General features: G+C 68.1%; 25 protein-coding genes. 16 read left to right on the plus strand and 9 right to left on the minus strand.

What is annotated here, in order from left to right:
- Positions 1–40: 40 nt before the first annotated feature.
- Genes dapF through G5B46_RS10685 form a run of 4 tightly spaced genes read left to right on the plus strand, consistent with a single transcriptional unit; the run spans position 41 to position 4030 of the window.
- A complete protein-coding gene (gene dapF, locus G5B46_RS10670) occupies positions 41–895 on the plus strand; it encodes a diaminopimelate epimerase (RefSeq protein ID WP_165258557.1) in 855 nt (284 codons plus the stop codon).
- A complete protein-coding gene (locus tag G5B46_RS10675) occupies positions 808–1719 on the plus strand; it encodes an SDR family NAD(P)-dependent oxidoreductase (protein WP_165258559.1) in 912 nt (303 codons plus the stop codon). The genes dapF and G5B46_RS10675 overlap by 88 nt, the downstream gene beginning before the upstream one ends.
- Entirely contained in the window at positions 1716–3047 is a 1332-nt protein-coding gene (mtaB, locus tag G5B46_RS10680; RefSeq protein WP_165258561.1) for a tRNA (N(6)-L-threonylcarbamoyladenosine(37)-C(2))-methylthiotransferase MtaB, read from the plus strand. Before G5B46_RS10675 ends, mtaB begins: the two co-directional genes overlap by 4 nt.
- Complete coding sequence (locus G5B46_RS10685) at positions 3044–4030, plus strand: endonuclease/exonuclease/phosphatase family protein (RefSeq protein ID WP_165258563.1); 987 nt, start codon at positions 3044–3046, stop codon at positions 4028–4030. Before mtaB ends, G5B46_RS10685 begins: the two co-directional genes overlap by 4 nt.
- Positions 4031–4033: 3 nt before the next feature.
- On the opposite strand, the gene G5B46_RS10690 is transcribed toward G5B46_RS10685, so the two are convergent.
- Positions 4034–4444 carry a nuclease gene (locus G5B46_RS10690; RefSeq protein ID WP_165258565.1) on the minus strand — a complete coding sequence of 137 codons (411 nt, stop codon included), beginning with the start codon at positions 4442–4444 and terminating at the stop codon, positions 4034–4036.
- 167 nt (positions 4445–4611) lie between these two features.
- Between G5B46_RS10690 and G5B46_RS10695 the strand changes: the two genes are divergently transcribed.
- Positions 4612–5046, plus strand: a complete 435-nt coding sequence (locus tag G5B46_RS10695; RefSeq protein WP_165258567.1) for a GFA family protein — start codon at positions 4612–4614, stop codon at positions 5044–5046.
- 76 nt (positions 5047–5122) lie between these two features.
- Here the strand turns inward: G5B46_RS10695 and G5B46_RS10700 are convergent, their stop codons facing one another.
- Positions 5123–5755, minus strand: a complete 633-nt coding sequence (locus tag G5B46_RS10700) for a trimeric intracellular cation channel family protein (RefSeq protein WP_165258569.1) — start codon at positions 5753–5755, stop codon at positions 5123–5125.
- A 115-nt stretch (positions 5756–5870) separates the two neighbouring features.
- On the opposite strand from G5B46_RS10700, the gene ftsY reads away from it, so the two are divergent.
- The 5 genes from ftsY to G5B46_RS10725 all read left to right on the plus strand — a co-directional run bounded on the left by ftsY (position 5871) and on the right by G5B46_RS10725 (position 10018).
- Positions 5871–6812: a signal recognition particle-docking protein FtsY gene (ftsY, locus tag G5B46_RS10705; protein ID WP_165258571.1), complete on the plus strand. Its 942-nt coding sequence runs from the start codon at positions 5871–5873 to the stop codon at positions 6810–6812.
- A gap of 4 nt (positions 6813–6816) precedes the next feature.
- Complete coding sequence (locus G5B46_RS10710) at positions 6817–7416, plus strand: inner membrane-spanning protein YciB (RefSeq protein ID WP_165258573.1); 600 nt, start codon at positions 6817–6819, stop codon at positions 7414–7416.
- Between the two features lie 176 nt (positions 7417–7592).
- Positions 7593–8162 carry a MarR family transcriptional regulator gene (locus G5B46_RS10715; RefSeq protein ID WP_165258575.1) on the plus strand — a complete coding sequence of 190 codons (570 nt, stop codon included), beginning with the start codon at positions 7593–7595 and terminating at the stop codon, positions 8160–8162.
- A gap of 205 nt (positions 8163–8367) precedes the next feature.
- Positions 8368–8961 carry an outer-membrane lipoprotein carrier protein LolA gene (locus tag G5B46_RS10720; RefSeq protein ID WP_240903444.1) on the plus strand — a complete coding sequence of 198 codons (594 nt, stop codon included), beginning with the start codon at positions 8368–8370 and terminating at the stop codon, positions 8959–8961.
- Between the two features lie 250 nt (positions 8962–9211).
- Positions 9212–10018 carry an exodeoxyribonuclease III gene (locus G5B46_RS10725; RefSeq protein WP_165258579.1) on the plus strand — a complete coding sequence of 269 codons (807 nt, stop codon included), beginning with the start codon at positions 9212–9214 and terminating at the stop codon, positions 10016–10018.
- 191 nt (positions 10019–10209) lie between these two features.
- Here the strand turns inward: G5B46_RS10725 and dnaQ are convergent, their stop codons facing one another.
- From dnaQ to G5B46_RS10750, 5 genes are read right to left on the minus strand one after another with little or no spacing between them, the layout of a single operon-like run.
- The gene (gene dnaQ / locus G5B46_RS10730; protein WP_165258581.1) at positions 10210–10932 is read right to left on the minus strand and encodes a DNA polymerase III subunit epsilon; all 723 of its coding nucleotides are present in this window, start codon (positions 10930–10932) and stop codon (positions 10210–10212) included.
- 31 nt (positions 10933–10963) lie between these two features.
- The gene (gene coaE / locus G5B46_RS10735) at positions 10964–11563 is read right to left on the minus strand and encodes a dephospho-CoA kinase (RefSeq protein WP_165258583.1); all 600 of its coding nucleotides are present in this window, start codon (positions 11561–11563) and stop codon (positions 10964–10966) included.
- Positions 11560–12423, minus strand: coding sequence for a shikimate dehydrogenase (gene aroE, locus G5B46_RS10740; protein WP_165258585.1), 864 nt, complete (start codon positions 12421–12423; stop codon positions 11560–11562). Before aroE ends, coaE begins: the two co-directional genes overlap by 4 nt.
- Positions 12420–13028 carry a Maf family protein gene (locus G5B46_RS10745; RefSeq protein ID WP_165258587.1) on the minus strand — a complete coding sequence of 203 codons (609 nt, stop codon included), beginning with the start codon at positions 13026–13028 and terminating at the stop codon, positions 12420–12422. Before G5B46_RS10745 ends, aroE begins: the two co-directional genes overlap by 4 nt.
- On the minus strand, positions 13025–13927 hold the full coding sequence (locus G5B46_RS10750; RefSeq protein WP_165258589.1) for a pyruvate, water dikinase regulatory protein: 903 nt from the start codon (positions 13925–13927) through the stop codon (positions 13025–13027). Before G5B46_RS10750 ends, G5B46_RS10745 begins: the two co-directional genes overlap by 4 nt.
- Positions 13928–14374: 447 nt before the next feature.
- Here G5B46_RS10750 and hemE point away from each other — a divergent pair, with 447 nt between their 5' ends.
- The 4 genes from hemE (at position 14375) to rho (ending at position 18680) form a co-directional block, all read left to right on the plus strand.
- Positions 14375–15403 (plus strand): uroporphyrinogen decarboxylase, encoded by a 1029-nt coding sequence (hemE, locus tag G5B46_RS10755; protein WP_165258591.1) that lies wholly within the window; start codon positions 14375–14377, stop codon positions 15401–15403.
- Between the two features lie 5 nt (positions 15404–15408).
- The gene (hemH, locus tag G5B46_RS10760) at positions 15409–16464 is read left to right on the plus strand and encodes a ferrochelatase (protein WP_165258946.1); all 1056 of its coding nucleotides are present in this window, start codon (positions 15409–15411) and stop codon (positions 16462–16464) included.
- Positions 16413–16925 (plus strand): CopD family protein, encoded by a 513-nt coding sequence (locus G5B46_RS10765; protein ID WP_205691636.1) that lies wholly within the window; start codon positions 16413–16415, stop codon positions 16923–16925. Before hemH ends, G5B46_RS10765 begins: the two co-directional genes overlap by 52 nt.
- Positions 16926–17231: 306 nt before the next feature.
- Complete coding sequence (gene rho / locus G5B46_RS10770) at positions 17232–18680, plus strand: transcription termination factor Rho (protein ID WP_165258595.1); 1449 nt, start codon at positions 17232–17234, stop codon at positions 18678–18680.
- 183 nt (positions 18681–18863) lie between these two features.
- Here rho and G5B46_RS10775 read toward each other — a convergent pair whose 3' ends face one another.
- Both G5B46_RS10775 and G5B46_RS10780 read right to left on the minus strand, forming a co-directional pair.
- On the minus strand, positions 18864–19829 hold the full coding sequence (locus G5B46_RS10775) for a quinone oxidoreductase (RefSeq protein ID WP_165258597.1): 966 nt from the start codon (positions 19827–19829) through the stop codon (positions 18864–18866).
- Positions 19829–20521, minus strand: a complete 693-nt coding sequence (locus G5B46_RS10780) for a dienelactone hydrolase family protein (protein WP_165258599.1) — start codon at positions 20519–20521, stop codon at positions 19829–19831. Before G5B46_RS10780 ends, G5B46_RS10775 begins: the two co-directional genes overlap by 1 nt.
- Positions 20522–20636: 115 nt before the next feature.
- Here G5B46_RS10780 and G5B46_RS10785 point away from each other — a divergent pair, with 115 nt between their 5' ends.
- Both G5B46_RS10785 and mnmE read left to right on the plus strand, forming a co-directional pair.
- Positions 20637–20882: a DUF6489 family protein gene (locus G5B46_RS10785; protein WP_058347082.1), complete on the plus strand. Its 246-nt coding sequence runs from the start codon at positions 20637–20639 to the stop codon at positions 20880–20882.
- Between the two features lie 4 nt (positions 20883–20886).
- A complete protein-coding gene (gene mnmE / locus G5B46_RS10790; RefSeq protein ID WP_165258601.1) occupies positions 20887–22224 on the plus strand; it encodes a tRNA uridine-5-carboxymethylaminomethyl(34) synthesis GTPase MnmE in 1338 nt (445 codons plus the stop codon).
- Positions 22225–22303: the final 79 nt, after the last annotated feature.

Consider the following 22303-nt stretch of genomic DNA (forward strand, 5'->3'; position numbering starts at 1 on the left):
CCCCTGCCGCTGGACGGAGTTTTCGACTATATAGCCGCCCATGAGCCGCACCTTCCTGAAGATGAACGGGCTCGGCAACGACTTCGTCGTCATCGAGACCCTCACCCAGCCGTTCGAACCCTCCGCCGAGGAGATCCGCCAGATCGCCAAACGCGGCCAGGGCGGGATCGGCTGCGACCAGGTGGTGGCCATCGATCCGCCGAAGGCGGAAGGGGCATCGGCCTATGTGCGCTTCTGGAACGCCGACGGCGAGGTCGCCGGCGCCTGCGGCAACGCCACCCGCTGCGTGGCCTGGCTGCTGATGCAGTCGGGCGGCAAGGACGCCGTGGCCTTCGACACCAGCGCCGGGCGCCTGTCGGGCGTGATGGCCGGCGACAAGCGCGTCACCGTCGACATGGGCGAGCCGCGTCTGTCGTGGGACCAGATCCCACTGGCCGAAGAGATGGACACCGCCCGCGTCGAGCTGCAGGTCGGCCCGATCGACGCGCCGTGGGTGCACACCCCGGTCTGCGTCTCGATGGGCAATCCGCACGTGGTGTTCTTCGTCGACGCGCCCGTTTCGGACGAGTTCGCCGAGAAGACCGGCAGCCTGGTGGAGCACCACCCGCTGTTTCCGGAAGGCGTCAATGTCGGCTTCGCCCACGTCGTCTCGCGCGACCACATCAAGCTGAAGGTCTGGGAACGCGGCGCGGGCCTCACCGCCGCCTGCGGCACCGGCGCCTGCGCCGCCCAGGTCGCCGCCGTGCGCCGGGGCCTGACCGACCGGGTCGCCACCGTCGAGTTCGAGAGCGGCCCGCTGGTCATCGAATGGCGCGAGGCCGACGGCCACGTGATCATGACCGGCCCGGTGGCCCTGGAGTTCACCGGCAAGCTGCCGGAGACCGTGGCCGCATGAGCGAACTGCATCCCGCCCTCGCCCCCGGCAAGACCGCCGTCGTCACCGGCGCGGCCGACGGCATCGGCCTGGCCGCCGCCAAGGCCTTCGTCGAGCTGGGCCTCAACGTGGTCATGGCCGACGTCACGGGCCGCAAGCTCAAAGCAGAGGCCGAAGCCATCGGCGCCCTGGCCGTGCCGACCGACGTGGCCGACCGCGCCGCCGTCGAGGCCCTGCGAAACGTGGCGATCGAGCGCTTCGGCGCCGTCGACGTGCTGATGAACAACGCCGGCGTGGGCGGCGGCGGCGACGCCTTCTCGGGCGACGACGCCTGGAAGCGCATCCTCGACGTCAACCTGTGGGGCGTGATCAACGGCGTCCAGGTGTTCGGCGAGGAGATGGCCGAAAGCGGCCGTCCGGGCCTGATCATCAACACCGGCTCCAAGCAGGGGATCACCCAGCCGCCGGGCGACACGGCCTACAACGTCTCGAAGTCGGCGGTGAAGGCGCTGACGGAAGGCCTGGCCCACACCCTGCGCGAGATCGTCGATTGCCAGGTCAGCGCCCACCTGCTGATCCCCGGCTACACCTTCACCGGCATGACCAAGCGCGGCCCGGGCGGCAAGCCCGACGCGGCCTGGACGGGCGAGCAGGTTGTCCACTTCATGCTGGCCCGCATCGCCGCCGGCGACTTCTACATCCTGTGCCCCGACAACGATGTGCCGCGCGCGCTGGATGAAAAGCGCATGGCCTGGGCGATGGGCGACGTCATCGAGAACCGCCCGGCCCTGTCGCGCTGGCACGACGACTGGAAGGACGCCTTCGCGGCGTTCATCAAGTCATGAGCGTCTACACGGTCATCAAGGCCCAGCCGAAGCCCAAGCCGGAAGTCGGCGAGGAGGGCGGTCCGGCCACGACGATGTCGGGTCCCGACGGCGTCGACGTCGTCACCTTCGGCTGCCGCCTGAACGCCTATGAGAGCGAGGCCATGCGGGCCCGCGCCGCGGCGGATGGCCTGTCGGACGCCGTGGTGTTCAACACCTGCGCGGTGACCAACGAGGCCGTGCGCCAGGCCCGCCAGGCGATCCGCAAGGCCCGCCGCGAGCGTCCGGGCGCGCGGATCATCGTCACCGGCTGCGCCGCCCAGATCGATCCGGCCGCCTTCGCCGCCATGCCGGAAGTGGATCTCGTGCTCGGCAACGCCGAGAAGGCCGCCCCCGGCGCCCTGGTCGAGACCACGGCCCGCGTGCGGGTCAACGACATCATGTCGGTCAAGGAGACCGCCGGTCACCTGATCGACGGCCTGAAGGATCGCGCCCGCGCCTATGTCGAGGTGCAGAACGGCTGCGATCACCGCTGCACCTTCTGCATCATCCCCTATGGCCGCGGAAACTCGCGCTCGGCCCCGGCCGGCGAGGTCGTCGAACAGGTGCGCAAGCTGGCGGCGGAAGGCTATCGCGAGGTCGTGCTGACCGGCGTCGACGTCACCTCGTGGGGCTCCGACCTGCCGGGCCAGCCGACCCTGGGCCAGTTGGTGGGCCGCATCCTGCGCATGGTTCCCGACCTGCCGCGCCTGCGCCTGTCGTCGATCGACGCCGCCGAGATCGATCCGGACCTCTTGAAGCTGTTCGCCGAAGAGCCGCGGCTGATGCCGTATCTGCACCTGTCCCTTCAGGCGGGTGATGATCTGATCCTCAAGCGCATGAAGCGCCGGCACAATCGCACCGACGCGCTGAACCTGGTGGCCAGCGTGCGCGCCGTGCGCCCGGACGTGGCCTTCGGCGCTGATTTGATCGCCGGCTTCCCCACCGAGAGCGAAGAGGCGTTCGAAAACACCGTCCGCCTCGTCGAGGAGGCGGGCCTGGCCTTCCTGCACGTCTTCCCCTACAGCGCCCGCCCCGGCACGCCGGCCGCGCGGATGCCGCCGGTCAAGGGCCCCGTCATCAAGGACCGCGCCCGGCGCCTGCGCGAAGCGGGCCAGCGGGGCCTGGAACGCCACCTGGCCGCCCAGGTCGGCCGCGTGCTGCCGGGCCTGGTCGAACGCGACGGCCTGGCGCGCGCGGAGGACTTCACCGAGATCGCCTTCACCGGCGAGGCGCCGGCCGGCCAGATCGTGGCCTTCCGCGTCACCGGCCACGACGGCGCCCGCGTGATCGCCGAGCGGGCCGCTTGAAGCGCCTGCTCGCCGCGCTCCTCGCCGGTCTGCTCGCCGCGCCCGTCGCGGCGCGGGCCGATGACGCGCGGGCGGACGGGGCGCCGGTCAGCTTCAGCGTCATGACCTACAACGTCGCCGGCCTGCCCTGGCCGGTGAAGAAGGGTCGCGGCGAGGCCCTGAAGAAGATCGGCGACGAGCTGGCCAAGATGCGCGCGGCCGGGACCGAGCCCGACGTCGTGCTGATCCAGGAAGGCTTCCGCAAGGAGATCGGCGAGCTGGTCGACCGCTCGGGCTATCCCTACGTGGCGCGCGGCCCCAAGCGGAAGCAGCGCGACGCCAGCCTTTGGGCCAAGGGCGAAAAGCCCGACTATCGCCGCGTGGCCTATCGCTGGAAGGGCGAGGGGCTGGGCAAGTGGGGCTCCAGCGGCCTGTGGGTGCTGAGCAACCACCCGATCGAGGACGTGAAGTCGCACGCCTATCACTACTGCGCGGGCCTGGACTGCCTGGCCAACAAGGGGGTGATGCTGGTCAGCCTGAACGTGCCGGGCCTGCCGACCCCGGTCGAGGTGGCCGACACCCACCTCAATTCCAAGGGCGCCTCGCGCGTGCCCCGGTCGCGCAACCGCATGGCCCACCACCTGCAGGCCGACGAGTTCAAGCGCTTCATGGCCGCCGACCGCACGCCCGGCGCGCCGCTGATCGTCGGCGGCGACTTCAACGTCATGCACGCGCCCGACCGCTTCGACTACGTGATGGCCGACTATCCGTTCGAGGTGGTCAGCCGCTGGTGCCACAACCTGCCGGGCGCCTGCGACACCCAGATCTCCTACGACGGCGACGCGCCGTGGCTCGACACCCAGGACCTGATCGGCTTCCTCGACGGCGACAAGGTCGACGTCACGCCGACCCGGGTTGAGGCCACCTTCGACGGCGCCAACGAGCCGGTGCTGTCGGATCACGACGGCTATCGCGTGACCTTCCAGCTGACCCCGAAGACCTAGGACCTAGCGCCGGCCGCCGCGGCCGTTGCCGCCCTCGACGCCGCCGCGCGCCCGCAGCAGATCGCCCACCGAGGCGCCGTCGATCGTGCAGCGGGCCACCACCCGGTCGTACGAGTGCTTGATCGCCCGGCATTGCAGGTACTGCCGCCAGACCACGTCCTCGAGCAGGGTCTTGGCCGCCCGGCCGCCCGGCGAGTTCAGTTCCGGGGCGTAGAAGTCCGACACCCGCACCTCGATCCAGGTCGAGGGATCGCTGCTCTTGCCCACGCACAGGCTGTCGCCGTCGCCGACATAGCGGACCGGGCCGTCGAAACGCGCGCCGGGCGCCGGCAGGGCGCCTTCGCAGGGATCGGCCAGCGCCACGGCCGGAGCCGCCAGCAACGCCGCCGCCAGAACCAGTCGCCACCCCGTCATCGAGACCTCCGTCTTGCGCGAGAGGAATCGGTACGCCCTATCGAAGCGGTTGTATTTTCTCACGATTTACTAACTCGAACGCATTACTGCATGCGTTGAACACCGCGTCGGGCCTTGCTGTCACGCGGGATCTGACCTCTGGTGCCGCCTCGGCGGTGGAGGGGATCATGGGCTTGAGCGGCGGCTGCCAGTGCGGCGCGGTGCGGTTCCGGGTGGCGGGCCAGCCCGGCCGCGCCTCGATCTGCCATTGCCGGATGTGCCAGAAGGCGTTCGGCGGTCCGTTCGGCGCGCTGGTGACGGTGAACCAGGCCGACCTGACCTGGACCCGGGGCGAGCGGGCGACCTTCCAGAGCTCGGACGCGATCCGCCGCGGCTTCTGCGCCGCCTGCGGCACGCCCCTGACCTATGAGTGGAGCCACGACAAGATCGACCTGGCCGTGTTCGCCTTCGACGATCCGTCAGCGGTCGAGCCGGTGGTCCAGCTGGCGATCGACAGCCGGCCCGCCTGGATGGAGCATCTGGCCGACATGCCGGTGCGCGCGCCAATGGGCGGCTCGGCGAGCCCGGTCGTGTCGAGGCAGCATCCTGATCGGGATACGTGAAGACCCCTCAGTCGCTCCGCGACAGCACCCCCAAAGGGGGAGCATCTAGGCGCTCAACAGGGCCGGAGGGGGGGGGTCAGTCCCTGACCTTTTCTTCCCCGCCCATGAACCCGGGCAGGCTCCAGCCCAGCTTGATGGCGCCGGCGCGCAGGCAGAAGGCGGCCGTGAAGCCGGCCACGCCCGCCGGCCAGAAGCCGACATTCAGCCATTGCAGGATCGCGAACACCGCAGCGCCCAGCAGGGCGGCGGTGATGTAGATCTCGCGACGTAGCAGCAGGTTGGGCTCCTCGGCCAGCACGTCGCGCACCACCCCGCCGAAGGCCGTGGTGAGCACGCCCATGATCACCGAGGTGAAGGGATGCACGCCCAGGCTCAGGGCCTTCGCCGTGCCGACCACGGCGTAGGCGGCCATGCCCAGGGCGTCGAGCCACAGCAGGGCGCGGAACCGCCAGCCGCGCTGGCCCAAGAGCCAGATCACCAGCGCCGCCGCCAGGCAGGCCAGGATGTAGCCCGGCCGTTGGATCCAGAACACCGGCGCTCCGATCAGCAGGTCGCGCAACGTGCCACCGCCCACGCCGGTGATCGCGGCGAAGAAGCCGAAGGTGACGATGTCGTGCTTGCGCCGCGCGGCGGCCAGCGCCCCGGTCGCGCCGAACACGGCGGCGGCGGCGTAGTCGAGCCAGAAAAGGGCGGCGGCCAGGGGATCCATCGGCTCTAGACGCCATGCTCCGGGCTCAAGCGCAACCGTTCACGCTTCCGTGGCGCTAACCCTGAATCGTAAATCGCGTCTTCACTTTTCCACCCACCTCGCTACAGGAGCGCGGATGAGCGAAAAGCCCTCGCAGAAACAAGGCTGGTTCCAGCGGCTCACCGCCGGTCTGGCCAAGTCCTCCCAGCAGATGACCGACCAGGTCACCGGCGCCTTCACCAAGAAGCCGCTGGACCAGGAACAGCTCGACGCGCTGGAGGAAATGCTGATCGAGGCCGACCTCGGCCCGCAGATCGCCGCCCGCATCACCGACGCCTTCGGCAAGGCGCGCTTCGGCAAGGCCTCAAGCGACCGCGAGGTCAAGGAAGCCCTGGCCGAACTGATCACCGCCGAGCTGGCCGACCGCGAAGGCCGTTTCGACCCGCTGGACGGTCCGCGCCCCTATGTCGTGCTGTTCATCGGCGTCAACGGCTCGGGCAAGACCACGACGCTGGGCAAGATCGCCGCCGACCTGACCGAGAAAGGCGCCCGCGTGCTGATCGCCGCCGGCGACACCTTCCGCGCCGCCGCCGTCGAGCAGCTGAAGGTGTGGGCCGACCGGGCCGGCGCCGACTTCATGTCCAAGCCCACCGGCAGCGACGCCGCCGCCCTGGCCTTCGAGGCCGTCGAGCGCGCCAAGGCCGAAGGCTACGACGTGGTGCTGATCGACACCGCCGGCCGCCTGCAGAACAAGCAGGGCCTGATGGACGAGCTCCTGAAGGTCATCCGCGTGGTCAAGAAGGTGGATCCCGACTACCCGCACGAGACCCTGCTGGTGCTCGACGCCACTGTCGGCCGCAACGCGCTGGCCCAGGAAAAGGTGTTCGGCAACAGCGTCGGCGTTTCGGGCATCGTCATGACCAAGCTGGACGGCACCGCCCGCGGCGGCGTGCTGATCCCCGTCGCCCGCGCCTCGGACAGCCCGATCAAGCTGATCGGCGTCGGCGAGGGCATCGACGACCTGCAGCCGTTCGACGCCCGCGCCTTCTCGCGCTCGCTGGTCGGCCTGGAGGACTGAACACGTGACCGCCGAGAGCAAGAAGAAGACCGCCTGGGTGCGCACCGCCGTCGATTACGGCGCGCCGATCGCCTTCGCCGTCACCTACTTCGCCACCAAGAACTTCCAGACCGCCACCTGGGTGCTGGTCGCCGCCTCGGCCCTGGCCCTGGTCGTCGGCTACGCCGTCGAGCGCCGCGTGGCCCTGCTGCCACTGTTCTCGGGCTTGATGGCCCTGATCTTCGGCGTCCTTGGACTGGCTTTCCACAGCGACGTGTTCGTGAAGATCAAGGTCACCGTCGTCAACGGCGCCCTGGCGGCCTTCATGATCGGCGGGGTCTTCCTCAATCGCGCGCCGCTGAAGGCGCTGATGGGCGAGGCGCTGCACATGTCTGACGCCGCCTGGCGGACCCTGACCCTGCGCTACGGCGGCTATTTCGCGGTGGCGGCCATCGCCAACGAGGTGGTGCGCCTGACCCAGGACACCCCGACCTGGGTGAAGTTCCGCATCGCCCTGCTGCCGCTGGCCATCGTCTTCTCGCTGACCCAGACGCCCTTCATCATGAAGCACATGGCCAAGCCGGACGACCAGAAGACCCCCGAGCCGCCCGACGCCGGGTTCTAGTCCGCCTGCGGCGCCCCCCTCGGTCGCGGAGTTTATCCTCGGGCCAGCCTCCGGCTGGACCCGGGGGCGACAGCTGCCCCAAATGGGAAGCATCTACCGCCCACGGACCATCTGTCGTCAAACCGACGCGTTAGCGTGCTAGCTGGACGTCCGTCAGCGGAAACGGGGCGGACGACATGGCCAAGCACAAGAGCGACAAGACCGCGGCGCGCGAGGTCGGGGTGCTGGACCGCTCGCCCAGCCACCTGCTGCACCGGGTGCTGCAGACCGCCCTCGACATCTATGTGGAAGAAACCGGCGCCGGCGGGATCACCCAACGCCAGTTCGCGGTTCTGGCCGCCGTGGCCCAGCACGAGGGCGTCACCCAGACGGGCCTGGTGAAGGCCACCGGCATCGACCGCTCGACCCTGGCCGACATGGTCGCGCGGATGATCGCCAAGGGTCACCTGGAACGTCAGCGTTCGGAACAGGACGCCCGCGCCAACTCCGTGCGCCTGACCGAGGCCGGCCGGCTGATCCTGGAGGAGAGCCTGCCGCGCGTGGCCGCCGCCGACGCCCGGATCCTGTCGCTGCTGAAGGCCGGCAAGCGCGACGGCTTCCTCGACCTGCTGGCCGAGATGGCCGCCGTCGACCTTCACGCGCCGCGTCCCGAGCCGAAGGCCAAGAAGCCCAAGGCGGAAAAGGCCGACAAGCCGAAGAAGGACAAGAAGGCCAAGAAGGACAAGGACGCCAAGAAGGCCGCCTGACGGCGCCCTCGCGCGAAACCTCGGCCGTTCGGCCGCGTTCCTCCAGCCCCAACCTGAACGGCCCTTCATCGCAGCGCCGGAAAACGGCCGCCCCATGGCCTTTCCCGCGACGCGCGCACAGGGCAAAGGTGGAGGTGAAGGAGTTCGCATGACGCAGACCACCATGAACCGTCGCACCCTGATCGCCGCCGGCGGCGCGGGCCTGATGGCGACCGCTTTCGGCGCGCCAGCCCTGGCCCAGGAGCTGTCCGACGAGGACAAGGCGCTGATCGCCAAGGCGACGGCCTATATCCAGGGCCTGTCCAACGCCAAGGGCCGCTTCGTGCAGACCGATCCGCGTGGGGTGACCACGCAAGGCACCCTGTGGCTGCAGCGGCCGGGCAAGGCGCGTTTCGAGTATGACGGTCCCAACGGCCTGCTGGTCGTCAGCAACGGCAATAACGTCAACATCTTCGACAGCCGCCTGAAGACCTTCGAGAGCTATCCGCTCAGCCGCACGCCGCTGGCCCTGCTGCTGGCGCGCGAGGTGCGCCTGGATCGCGGCGTGAAGATCACCAGCGTGCGCAAGCTGGCCGACGGCTTCACGATCGTGGCCCAGGACGCCAAGCGTCAGACCCTGGGCCGGCTGGAGATGAACTTCAGCAACGAGCCCGAACTGATCGGCTGGACCATCAGCGACGTGAAGGGCGGCCAGACCCGGGTGCGCCTGTCGGGCCTGGACAAGGTCGGCGCCATCGATCCGAAGCTGTTCGTGCTGACCGATCCGCGCCGCCGTACGGGCAAGCCGGCCACCGGCTGACATCCGTGCAAGCCAGCCGGTTTGTGACATTCTCACAACATGCAATAGAGAAGCTGTTTTTCGCTTGACTAAAAGTTTCGGCGTGGCACTTTTATCACGCATGGCGATGAGCGCCCGACCCGCTCTTCGCAAACCGTGCCGGATCTATCCCCTCCCGGCGGCGGCATGAGAGACCTGACTTTCGCCCGGACGCCTCGCGTGTCCGGGCGTTTTTCTTTGTGGCGACGCTAAACCGGGGTAGGGGAGCGGCATGCGCCTCCGTATCGCCACCTGGAACGTCAATTCCGTCCGCCTGCGCGCCGAACAGGCCGCGCGTTTCGTCGACGAAACCGCTCCCGATGTCCTGTGCATGCAGGAGATCAAGTGCCAGGAGAGCGAGTTCCCGCGCGAGGCCTTCGAGGCCATGGGCCTGCCGCATCTGAAGATCATGGGCCAGAAGGGCTGGCACGGCGTGGCCATCGCCTCGCGCCTGCCGATCGAGGAGGCCCCCACCTTGATGAACTGCCGCGAGGGCCATGCCCGCTGCGTGGCGGTGAAGGTGGCCGGGGTCGAGATCCAGAACTTCTACATCCCGGCCGGCGGCGATCTGCCCGACCGCGTCGCCAATCCGAAGTTCGACCACAAGCTCGATTTCTACGAGACCCTGACGGCCGCCCTGAAGAAGCGCGATCCCAAGGCGCCACTGATCGTCACCGGCGACCTGAATATCGCGCCGGGCGAAAACGACGTCTGGAGCCACCGCCAGATGCTGAAAGTGGTGAGCCACACCCCGCCCGAGCTCGAGGCCTTCGACGCCCTGATCAAGTCGATGGACCTGCTGGACCTGCCGCGCCTGGCTGTGCCCGAGCCTGAAAAGCTGTTCTCGTGGTGGAGCTATCGCGCCGCCGACTTCCGCAAGTCCAACCGCGGCCTGCGCCTGGACCACATTCTGGCCAGCCCCGGCCTGCGCGAGGCGGCGATCGTCGACGGCAAGGTCTCGGCCAAGGTGCACGACACCGTGCGCGAATGGGAACGCCCCAGCGACCATGCGCCTGTGACGGCGGATCTGAAGGTCTAAAGGCGAGGCCGCCCCTTTTCACCTTCTCCCTCTGGGAGAAGGAGGGGCCCATGCGCAGCATGAGAGGATGAGGGGTTACGACATCAGCCGGTGTGCCGGCACTGCCTTTGGAAAATCGGCGAGGGTGTAACCCCCTCACCCTCCCATCGCTTCGCGACGGGCCCCTCCCTCTCCCTATGGGAGAGGTTGAACTATTCCGCCGCCGGCGCCAGTTCCGGCAGGTCGAACTTCAGCCAGACGGCCTTGTCCTTGAGGTTCTTCTTGATCCAGTCGGCGTGGACGGCGCGTTCGTCGTCAGTCGAGCGGAAGGGCAGGGGACGCGGACGGGCGCCGTAGCCGCCGGCGCGGGCGGCGCTGATGGCGTTGGCCGACACCGCGTGGGTCAGCTCCAGCGCGCGCTCCTTGCCGCCCTGCAGTTCGAGATAGACCTCGGCCAGCAGGTGGGAGTCGATCAGCGCCCCGTGCTTGTCGCGGCTGTCGAGGCTGATCTTGAAGCGTTTGCACAGCGCGTCGAGCGAGTTGTACATGCCCGGAAAGCGCTTCTTGGCCATGGCCAGGGTGTCGACCCAGCGCTCTTCCGGCAGCGACGGACGCCCGCACTTCTCCAGTTCGAAATTGACGAAGCTGCGGTCGAACGAGGCGTTGTGGGCCACGACCACGCTGTCGCCGACGAATTCCAGGAACTTGTCGGCGATCTCGTGGAACTTCGGTTTGCCGGTCAGGAAGGCGGCCGACAGGCCGTGCACCTTCTCGGCCTCGGCCGGCATGTCGCGCAGCGGATCGCAATATTCGTGGAACGAGCGGCCGGTGGGCATGTAGTCCACCACCTCGATGCAGCCGATTTCGACCAGGCGGTCGCCGGTCTTCGGATCGAAGCCGGTGGTTTCGGTGTCGAGGATGATTTCCCGGGCCATGGCCTTTCAATGGGCCGGTTCGACTCCGGCATCAAGCTTGGGGCGTGGTTCTCAACAGGGTCAGGATGTCGCGCACCTGGTCGCTGGCCACATCCAGGCCCTTGCCCGTATCGATCACGAAATCGGCGCGGGCGCGCTTTTCGGCGTCGGGCAGCTGGCGCGCCAGGATCGCCTCGAACTTTTCGGGCGTCATGCCTGGGCGGGCCAGCACCCGCTCGCGCTGGACCTGCGCGGGGGCGCTGACCACCACCACCTTGTGGACGTTCTTCTGGCCGCCGGTCTCGTAGAGCAGCGGCACGTCCAGCACGACGATGTCGTGGCCCGCGGCTTGCGCCTTCTCGAAGAAGCCGATGCGGTGGGCGCCGACCAGCGGGTGGACGATGGCCTCCAGTTTTTCCAGGGCTTCGGGATCGCCGACCACCTGGGCGCTGAGCCGGGCGCGATCGATTGCACCGTCAACGACGACGCCCGGAAAGGCCGCCTCGACCGGGGCCACGGCCGCGCCGCCCGCCGAATAGAGCGCGTGCACGGCGGCGTCGGAGTCGTAGACCGGCGCGCCCTGGGCCTCGAACATCTTGGCCGTGGTCGACTTGCCCATGCCGATCGAGCCGGTGAGGCCGAGGATGATCACTTGGCGGCTTCTCCCAGGTGGGCCAAGGCGACGGCGCGCACGTCGACATCGGCCGGCGGGGCCTGGCCGAAGAAGGCCTCGAACGACGGCACGGCCTGCAGCAGCAACATCTCCAGGCCATCCACGGTGGACCGGCCGGCCGCTTCCGCCCGCTGCAGGAACTCGGTGCGCAGCGGCTTGTAGACCATGTCCATCACCACGCAGCCTTGCGGCGTCAGGGTCAGGTTGGCTGGCGGGCCGTCGCCGCCGCCCAGGCCCAGCGAGGTGGCGTTGATGACCAGGCCCGCCTCGGCCAGCAGCGCGGGCAGGTCGGCCTCGCCGGCTGCGGTGACCCTGTCGCCAAGGGCGTCGGCGATCGCCTGGGCCTTGGAAACCGTGCGGTTGACGATCCCCACCCTGGGCGCGCCGGCCAGCAGCAGGGCCGCGGCCGCGCCACGCGCCGCGCCGCCGGCCCCCAGGATCACCACCGGCGCGGCGGTGACGTCGAAATCCGGCGCCTGGGCGGCGATCGCGCCCAGAAGGCCCGGGCCGTCGGTGTTGTCGGCGAAGATCGTGCCGTCTTCCCGGAACCTCAGCAGGTTGGCCGCGCCGGCCAGGCGGGCCAGGTCGCTGGCCTCGTCGGCGCAGGCCAAGGCCCGCTCCTTGAAGGGGATGGTGACGTTCAGGCCCTGGATCACCCCGCCCCGGAAGCCGTTCACGAAGGCCTCGAACCGGTCCTCGGCCGGACCCATCGGCACATAGGCCCCGTCGATCCCCGCGCCGGCCAGCCAGGCGTTGTGCAGCAGCGGGCTCATCGAATGGACGATCGGCTGGCCGCAGACGCCGGCCACCAGGGCCTGGCCGGTAATCTTGAAAATCATGCCTGGAGGGCTCCGTGCAGGCGCAGGAAGTCGAGCAGGCCGGTCATCGGCAGCCCGAGGATGGTGAAGTAATCGCCGTCTATACGGTCGAACATCTGCAGGCCTTCGCCTTCGAGCATGTAGCAGCCGACAGACGACAGGATCTGCTCGCCGTTGCGCTCCAGATAGCCGTCGAGCCAGGCCTCGCTGAACGGCCGGACCGACAGCTTCGCGGTCTCGACGATGCGCCAGATCGGGCGGCCGTCACGGGCGACGACGACGCCGGAATGCAGCTTGTGGACTTCTCCGCGCAGCTCCAGCAGGCGGGCGCGGGCGGCCTCGATGGTGTCGACCTTGTCGAACAGGCGGCCTTTAAGCTCCAGGGTCTGGTCCGAGCCGATGACCAGGCCGGGCCGCTTGTGGGAAACCTTGACCGCCTTCATCTCGGCCAGGGCGTCGGCGACGTCGCGCGGCGTGACCTCCTCGGCCAGCAGCCCGGCCTTTGCGGCCTCTTCATCCACACCCGAGGCCACGGCCTCGAACGGCACGCCGGCGTTCTTGAGAATGGTCTGGCGGGTCCAGCTGGTGGAGGCCAGCACGATCGGGGTGGGGGAGGGGGCGCTCATCCCAGCACCTCGACCTGGCCACGGCCGCCCGACAGCAGGTTGATGATCGCCGCGGCGGTTTCCTCCACAGAGCGGCGGGTGACGTCGATGATCGGCCAGCCGTTCTTCTCGAACAGGCGGCGAGCCGCGATGATCTCGGCGCGCACGCTGTCGGTGTCGATATAGTCGCTCTCTCTATTCTCCTTGAGCGACAGAAGGCGGTTGCGACGGATCTGGATCAGCCGCTCGGGCGTGGTCATCAGGCCCACGATCAGGGTGTTCTTCAGTTCGAACAGCTGCTCGGGCGGCGGACGGCCCGGCACCAGCGGCACGTTGGCCGCGCGCACGCCGCGGTGGGCCAGATAGATGCAGGTCGGCGTCTTGGAGGTCCGCGAGACGCCCACCAGGATCACGTCGGCCTGGGTCAGATCCTGGCCGCCCTGGCCGTCGTCATGGGCGATGGCGTAGTCCAGAGCCTCAATGCGGTCGAAATAGTCGTTGTTCAGCGCGTGCTGCGCGCCCACGCGCGTGGAGATCTTGGCCCCCAGATAGCGCGACATGGCGCTGACCACGGGATCCAGCGCGGCGATGCACGGCATGTCGAGCTTGCGGCAGCCCTCCTCGAGCGCCGCACGCAGGCCAGGATCGATGATGGTGTGCATAACCACCCCCGGCGCCCCGGCGATCTCCTCCAGAGCCCGGTCCAGCTGCCGGATGGAACGAACCAGCGCGTAGATGTGTTCGATTGGCAGGATATCGGTGAAGCGTGCACAGACCGCCCGCGCCATGGCGTTCAAGGTCTCGCCCGTGGAGTCCGAAACCAGGTGGATATGGAAGTAGGTGGCGAACCGCGCGGTGTGGCGATCGGTCTCAGCCGAGGCCCCATCCTGTGGATCATCCGTTAAGGGTTGCTTTACCACTCTGGGAGCCTTCTGGGGACAAGCGGGCGCCAAATGCGCCCCAGCGCGACGCTGCGCCGCGCCCCTGTGATAAACGGCCTCATTGACGCCGGACAATCCCCAGCTTGAACCTGACCTCCGGGACCTGTGCCCGCGCGTTCTCCCGCGCTTGTGGAAAGTCCTAACGGATGGTTAATCTCCCGTTCACCATCGTCTGGGTTTCGTAAGGAATCTCGTGGCTTGGAAGCTTGTCCACGAAGTTCACAAGGTATGACTCCCATGTGTACCAAGCTGGGGCATACCGAGTAGGGCCTGTTGGAGTTGTCCACCGGGGCGGACTTATCCCCGTGTTGCACTTGCCCTCCTCCTTCCTCCTCTCTTTCTAAGATTCTTATTTTTAAGAAGAATAAGAGGGTACGGGGTCGCACGGACTTGAGTGGAACGGCTCGCCGGGATTTAACCGCCGGTATGACGAGCTCTCCGATCCCGAAGTTTCTCTCCGTGCTGGCCGGTGAAACCGCCGAGCGTCCCCCGGTCTGGTTCATGCGCCAGGCGGGCCGGTATTTGCCCGAGTATCGCGCCGTGCGGGCGACGGCTCCGGACTTCATCAGCTTCTGCCTGAACCCGGAGAAGGCGGCCGAGGTCACCCTGCAGCCGCTGCGCCGCTTTCCGTATGACGCGGCGATCGTGTTCGCCGACATCCTGCTGATCCCGGGCGCGCTGGGCCAGAAGGTGTGGTTCGAGGCCGGCGAAGGCCCCAAGCTCGGCGAACTGCCTGATCTGGACGCCATGGCCGACAAGACCCAGCAGGCGGGCGAGGCCCTGAAGGCCGTCGGCGAGACGCTCTCGCGCGTCCGCGCCGACATCGATCCCTCCAAGGCCCTGATCGGCTTCGCCGGCGCGCCGTGGACGGTGGCGACCTACATGATCGAGGGCGGATCGAGCGATCGCTCGGGCGCGCGGACCTTTGCCTACCAGAACGCCGACAAGCTGGACCGACTGATCCAGATCCTGGTCGACGCCACGGTCGATTATCTGGCCATGCAGGCCGCTTCCGGCGCCCAGGCGCTGAAGCTGTTCGAAAGCTGGGCCGAAGGCCTCTCCGAGCCGCTTTTCGAGCGTCTGGTGACCAGGCCGCACATCGCCATCGCCGAGGGCCTTCGCGCGCGCGGCGTGACCGTGCCGCTGATCGGCTTCCCCCGCGGGGCCGGAACGCTCGTCGAGGCCTACGCGCAGGCCGTGCCGGTGGAGGGCGTGGCGCTCGACACCTCGGCCTCGGCGAAGCTGGGCCAAACGATCCAGAAGACCAAGACCATCCAGGGGGCTCTCGATCCGCTGCTGCTGCGGGCCGGCGGCGCGGCTCTGGACGAACGCGTCGAGCAGATGCTCGCACAGTGGGGACAGGGCCCCTATATCTTCAACCTGGGTCACGGCATCCTGCCCGACACGCCGATCGCTCATGTCGAGCAGGTGCTGAAGCGGGTGACCGGCCTGTGAGCGAGTTGAAGAGCAGCGCCCAGGCTGGACGGAAGATCGCCGTCGTCCTGTTCAACCTCGGCGGGCCCGACGGCCAGGCCGCGGTGCGGCCGTTCCTGTTCAACCTGTTTCGTGATCCCGCGATCATCCAGGCGCCGTTCTTCGTTCGCTATCCGGTGGCGGCGCTGATCTCGACCACCCGGGCCAAGTCGGCGCGCGCCAACTACGCCCTGATGGGCGGCGGCTCGCCCCTGCTGCCGGAAACCGACAAGCAGGCGAGGGCGCTGGAGGCGGTTCTGGCCGAGCGCCTGCCGGGCGACACGGTCAAGGCCTTCGTGGCCATGCGCTACTGGAACCCGCTGAGCGGCGAGACCGCCAGGGCGGTGAAGGCCTGGAAGCCGGACGAGGTGGTGCTGCTGCCGCTCTATCCGCAATACTCGACGACGACGACGGCTTCGTCGCTGAAGGCGTGGAAGAAGGCCTACCGCAAGGGGCCGGGCCGGACGACGACGGTGTGCTGCTATCCGACGGCGGAAAACTTCGTGCAGGCGCACGCTGATCTGATCCGGGCCGAGTACGCCAAGGCCGGATCGCCCAAGCCGGCGCGGATCCTGTTCTCGGCCCACGGCCTGCCCGAAAAGGTGATCACCGCCGGCGATCCCTATCAGCGCCAGGTCGAGGCCACCGCCGCGGCGGTCGTCGAAAGGCTCGGCGACATCCTGGGCGAGGGGGTCGACTGGAAGATCAGCTATCAGAGCAGGGTCGGCCCGCTGAAGTGGATCGGCCCGTCCACCGACGACGAGGTCAAGGCCGCGGCCAAGGCCGGCCTTGCCCTGGTGGTCACGCCGATCGCCTTCGTTTCCGAGCACATCGAGACGCTGGTCGAGCTGGACGTGGAATATCGGGAGCTGGCCTACGAGCACGGCGGCTCGATCTATGCCCGCGTGCCGGCGCTTGGCGTATCGCCCGTGTTCATCGATTGTTTGGGGACTCTCGTCACCGAGGCGCTTTCTTCGGAAGCGCCGCAGGTCTGCGGAAGCGACCAACCCTGCCCCAAAGCCGCCTCTGGAGCCCGCGCGTGACCGACTTCCTGGTCGAGCATTTCAACCTGATCCGCGGCCTGCACATCCTGGCCGTGATCGCGTGGATGGCGGGGATGCTCTACCTGCCGCGCCTCTACGTCTATCACACGGGCGCCACGCTGGGCTCGGAGATGGACGCGACCTTCAAGGTCATGGAGCGGCGGCTGCTGCGCGGGATCATCAATCCGGCGATGATCGCCGCCCTGGTCTTCGGCCTGGGGCTGATCATGGCCGACGGCGCGATCCGCGGGTGGGACTTTCTGCTGAAGCCCTGGATGCTGGCCAAGCTGGCGGGCGTGTTCTTCCTGTTCGGCTGGCACGGCTTCCTGTCGAAGGCCCGAAAGGCGTTCGAGGCCGGCCAGAACACCCGCTCTGAGAAGTTCTGGCGGGCGACCAACGAGCTGCCCTTCGTGGCGGCGATCGTCATCGTGCTGTCGGTGACGACCAAGTACCTGAACTAGCCGGAGAGCGCCCGACCCGGCGTTCTCCCATCCTTATCCCCCGCCAGGGGATGGAGCCCCCACAGGACTCCATCGGTAGCGCTTGACCAGGAACCCGCCTTGTGGTTCCCGTCTTGGTCAGACGTTGCGGCCATACCGCTGCGTTCCCGCCTTTCACGGATCGCGCCCGTCCTGGTGCGCCTCATGATCCGTTCCCCTGATCGATCCGCGCCGTCGTCATGGCGCGACCACATCGCCGCCTTCGCCTGAAGCCGGCTGAATTTCTATCCAAGCCCGGATCGTATCCGGGCGACCGCGAGTCTATGCATGACTGAAGAAACCGATCCGCAAGTCCCGCTCGAACTGGACGCCCCCGTGGAAGCCCTTGGGGAAACCACGGACGAAGCCGCCGTCGAGATCGTCGCCGAAGCGGCTGAAATCGCCATCGAGGGCGACGCCGGCGACGAGGACGACAACTCCGAGATCACGGCGGCCATCGCCGCCATGGGCCTGACGCGCATGTCGCTGCAGGAACTGAAGGAGAAGTCCCCGGCCGACCTGCTGGCGTTCGCCGAGACCTTCGAGGTCGAGAACGCCAACTCGATGCGCAAGCAGGACATGATGTTCGCCATCCTGAAGACCCTCGCCGAAGAAGGCGTGGAGATCTTCGGTTCGGGCACCATGGAAGTGCTGCAGGACGGCTTCGGCTTCCTGCGCTCGCCGGAAGCCAACTACCTGCCGGGCCCGGACGACATCTACGTTTCGCCCTCGCAGATCCGCAAGTTCGGCCTGCGCACCGGCGACAGCGTCGAGGGCGCGATCCGTTCGCCCCGTGAAGGCGAGCGTTACTTCGCTCTGACCAGCGTTTCGAAGATCAACTTCGAAAGCCCGGAAAACGTGCGCCACAAGGTGCACTTCGACAACCTGACGCCGCTCTATCCCGAAGAGCGCCTGAACATGGAACTGCCCGATCCGACCATCAAGGATCGCTCGGGCCGCGTCATCGACATCGTCGCTCCGCTCGGCAAGGGCCAGCGCTGCCTGATCGTCGCCCCGCCGCGCGTGGGTAAGACGGTGATGCTGCAGAACATCGCCAAGTCGATCGAGACCAACCACCCCGAGTGCTATCTGATCGTCTTGCTGATCGACGAGCGCCCGGAAGAAGTCACCGACATGCAGCGTACGGTGAAGGGCGAGGTCATCGCCTCGACCTTCGACGAGCCGGCCACGCGCCACGTGCAAGTCGCCGAGATGGTGATCGAGAAGGCCAAGCGCCTGGTCGAGCACAAGCGCGACGTCGTCATCCTGCTGGACTCGGTGACCCGCCTGGGCCGCGCCTACAACACCACGGTCCCGTCGTCGGGCAAGGTGCTGACCGGCGGTGTCGACGCCAACGCCCTGCAGCGCCCCAAGCGCTTCTTCGGCGCCGCGCGCAACGTGGAAGAGGGCGGCTCGCTGTCGATCATCGCCACGGCCCTGATCGACACCGGCAGCCGCATGGACGAAGTCATCTTCGAAGAGTTCAAGGGCACCGGTAACTCGGAAATCGTCCTGGACCGCAAGGTGGCCGACAAGCGCATCTTCCCGGCCATCGACGTGCTCAAGTCGGGCACCCGCAAGGAAGAGCTCATCACCCCGCGCGACCAGCTGCAAAAGACCTACGTGCTGCGCCGGATCCTCAATCCGATGGGCGCTTCGGACGCCATCGAGTTCCTGCTCGACAAGCTGCGCCAGTCGAAGACGAACGGCGATTTCTTCCAGAGCATGAATACTTAAGCTTGGTGTTTCACGTGAAACACGAGAAAGGCCCCGGAGCGATCCGGGGCCTTTTTGTTGGTCGGTGGTTCTAGATCCTCCCCTTGGGGGGAGGTGGCCCGAAGGGCCGGAGGGGGACTTCCACCGTCGGCGCCGCCCCCTCAGTCGCTCCGCGAAAGCTCCCCCAGGAGGGGAGCATCCGGCTTACGGTACCAGCACCGTCGCGCCGGTCGTCTTCCGCCCTTCCAGCGCCTCGTGCGCCGCGCGGGCCTCCGCCAGCGGGAAGCGCTGGCCGATGTCGATCTTCACCGCGCCCGAGGCCAGGACCTCGAACAGGGCCGCGGCGCTCTCGTCGAGCTCGTCGGTCGTGACGATGTAGTCGAACAGGCGAGGGCGGGTGATGAAGGCCGACTTGGCGCCGAGCTCCAGAGGCGCGAACGGCGGGACGGGACCCGAGGCGTTGCCATAGGTGACCAGAACACCGCGACGGCCCAGGCTCTTGAGGCTGCCCTGGAAGGTGTCCTTGCCGACGCCGTCATACACGACCGGCACGCCGGCCCCGCCGGTGATCTCGGCGACGCGGGCGGCGACGTCTTCGTGGTCGTAGAGGATCACGTGGTCGGCGCCGAGGTCGCGCACGATCTGGGCCTTGGCCTCCGAGCCGACGGTGGCGATGACGCTGGCGCCCAGGGCCTTGGCCCACTGCACCAGGATCTGGCCGACGCCGCCGGCGGCCGCGTGGACAAGCACCGTCTGGCCGGCCTTCACGGGGAAGCAGCGGCGGATCAGGAACTCGGCCGTCATGCCCTTGAGCAGGACGGCGGCGGCGACCTCCAGGTCGACGCCGTCGGGAACCTTGACGGCCCGGTCGGCGGGAACCACCGAGGCCTGCGCATAGGCGCCCATCGTGCCGTTATAGGCGACGCGGTCACCGACGGCGAAGCGGGTGACGCCTTCACCTATCGCCTCCACGTGGCCGGCGGCCTCCAGGCCCAGCACCTGCGGGTACTTCACCGGATAGAGTCCCGAGCGGTGATAGGTGTCGATGAAGTTCAGACCGACGGCCGCATGGCGGACGAGGATCTGGCCGGGGCCGGGCGAGGGGAGGTCGCGCTCGACGACCTCCAGAACCTCGGGCCCGCCGGCGGCCTTGGCTTCGACGGCCAGCATCAGGCGAGGGTCTTCTTGAAGAAGGCCAGGCTGCGGCCATTGGCGAGCGAGGCGTCGGCGGCGTCATAGTGGTCGCCGCCTTCACGCGCGAAAGCGTGGTCGCGGCCGGCATAGGTATGAAGCGTGATCTGCGGGTGATCCTTCAGCGCGGCGAAGATCACCTGCTGGGCTTCCTTGGGCACGAACTGGTCTTCCTCGGCCACGTGCAGCAGCAGCGGCTTCTCCAGCTTCTCGGCCTCGCCGACATGCTTCTCGAGGCCGACGCCGTAATAGGAAACCGAGGCGTCGGCGTCGGTGCGGGTCGCCGTCAGAAAGGCCAGCAGACCGCCCAGGCAGTAGCCGACCGCGCCGACCTTGCCCGAGGACTGCGGGCGGATGGCGTCGATGGTGGCGTCGATGTCGGCGACGCCGGCGTCCACGTCGAACGCGTTGAACAGTTCGAAGGCCTTCTTCCACTCGGCTTCCGACTTGTCGGTGATGTCGATGCCGGGCTCGATCCGCCAGAAGAGATCGGGGCACACGGCCAGGAAGCCTTCGCCGGCCAGCTTGTCGCAGACGTCGCGCATCACCTGGTTGACGCCGAAGATCTCCTGGATGACGACGATGGCCGGCGGAGCGTCTCCCGTGGCGGGGCGCGCCACATAGGCCGAGAAGTCGCCATCGGGCGTGTTGATCGTGAGGGTCTCGCTCATGGGGCTCTCCACATACAATAAGCCGTCGATGGGACTTTCGACCGAAGCGCTCTAACCTGCCCCGAGCAGTGCGCGGCGTCACAATCTCGTGGCCTGCCGCCAGGGAACTTTTTCGATGAAGATGACGATCGAGATCGACTGCACCCCGGTCGAAGCGCGGGCCTTCCTGGGCCTGCCCGACGTGAGCGGATTGAACGACCATCTCGTCAAGGAGATGCAGGCCCGCATGGACGCCAACATGGCGATGCTGGCGCCTGAGGAGCTGCTGAAGAACTGGATGGCGTTCGGGGCCGGGGCCCAGGACAGCTTCCGCAAGCTGATGACGGCCGCGGCCGGAGCGGCGGTCGGCAAGCGCGACTGATCTGATGGTCGATACGATCTACGCGCCGGCCACGGCGGCCGGCCGCGCCGCCGTGGCGGTGATCCGCGTCTCGGGTCCCGCCAGCGCGCACGCCGTTCGCGCCCTCACGGGAAACCTGCCCAAGCCGCGCCAGGCGGCCTTGCGGACCCTGCGCCACGACGGCGTCGCGCTCGACGACGCCCTGGTGCTGTGGTTCCAGGGACCGGCCAGCTACACCGGCGAGGACGCCGCCGAGTTTCACGTGCACGGGGGCAGGGCGGTCGTCGAGGCGCTGCTTGGAGCGCTGTCGGCCCTTGGCCTGCGGCTGGCCGAGCCGGGAGAGTTCACACGGCGGGCTTTCCAGCACGGCAAGCTCGACCTGGCCCAGGCCGAGGCCGTGGGTGATCTGATCGACGCCGAGACTGAGGGCCAGCGCAAGCAGGCGCTGGGCCAGCTGGGCGGCGCCTTGGGCCGCCGCTATGACGCCTGGCGCGATCTGCTGGTCCAGGCCCTGGCCATGCTGGAAGCCGCCGTCGACTTCCCAGACGAGGAGCTGCCCGAAGACGTGGCGGCGCGCGCTCGGCCCGGACTGCAGACCCTGGCCGGCGAGATCGATACGGCCCTGGCCGATGTCGCACGTGGTCGCCGGGTGCGGGACGGTTTCCGCATCGCCTTGGTCGGCGCCCCGAACGCCGGCAAGAGCACGCTATTGAATGCGCTAGCCGAGCGCGACGCCGCGATCGTCACCGCCACCCCGGGCACCACGCGGGACGTCATCGAGGTTCCCCTGGTGCTGGGCGGCTACAAGGCGCTGCTGGCCGATACGGCCGGTATCCGCGAGACGGCCGACGACATCGAGGCCGAGGGCGTGCGCCGGGCGCGGGTCTGGGCCGAGGAGGCGGACCTGCGTCTGTGGGTCGTCGACGCCGGCGAGTTTCACGTGAAACATTCTGAACACCACGCAATTGTCCGCGCCGGCGACTGGCTGGTGATCAACAAGATCGATCTGGTAGAGCCGGCCGCCGTGGCGGCCATACGGGCCCAGACGGCGCAGCTGGGATTGCACGTGGTGGCGCTGTCGGCGCGGGAGGAGGGGGCCGATCCGATCCGCGCCGCCCTGACCGCTCACGTGGTCGAAGCCCTGTCGGGCGCCGAGTTTCCGGCCGCGACCCGCATCCGCCACGCCGAACGCCTGGGAGAGGCGAGGGTCTATCTGGACCGCGCCCTGGCCGAAAAGCACGACGTGGAACTGGCAGCGGAGGACGTTCGCCTGGCTTCCCGTGCACTTTCCAGGATCACAGGCCGCATCGATCCGGAAGACGTGCTTGACCGTGTCTTTTCAAGCTTCTGCATTGGAAAGTGAATGTTTCACGTGGAACAGGGGCTTGAACCGTCCACAGCCTGACCACAGATACGCGCACCGCGTTTCACGTGAAACGCCC

The sequence above is a fragment of the Caulobacter sp. 602-2 genome, from assembly GCF_011043625.1.
Lineage (GTDB): Bacteria > Pseudomonadota > Alphaproteobacteria > Caulobacterales > Caulobacteraceae > Caulobacter.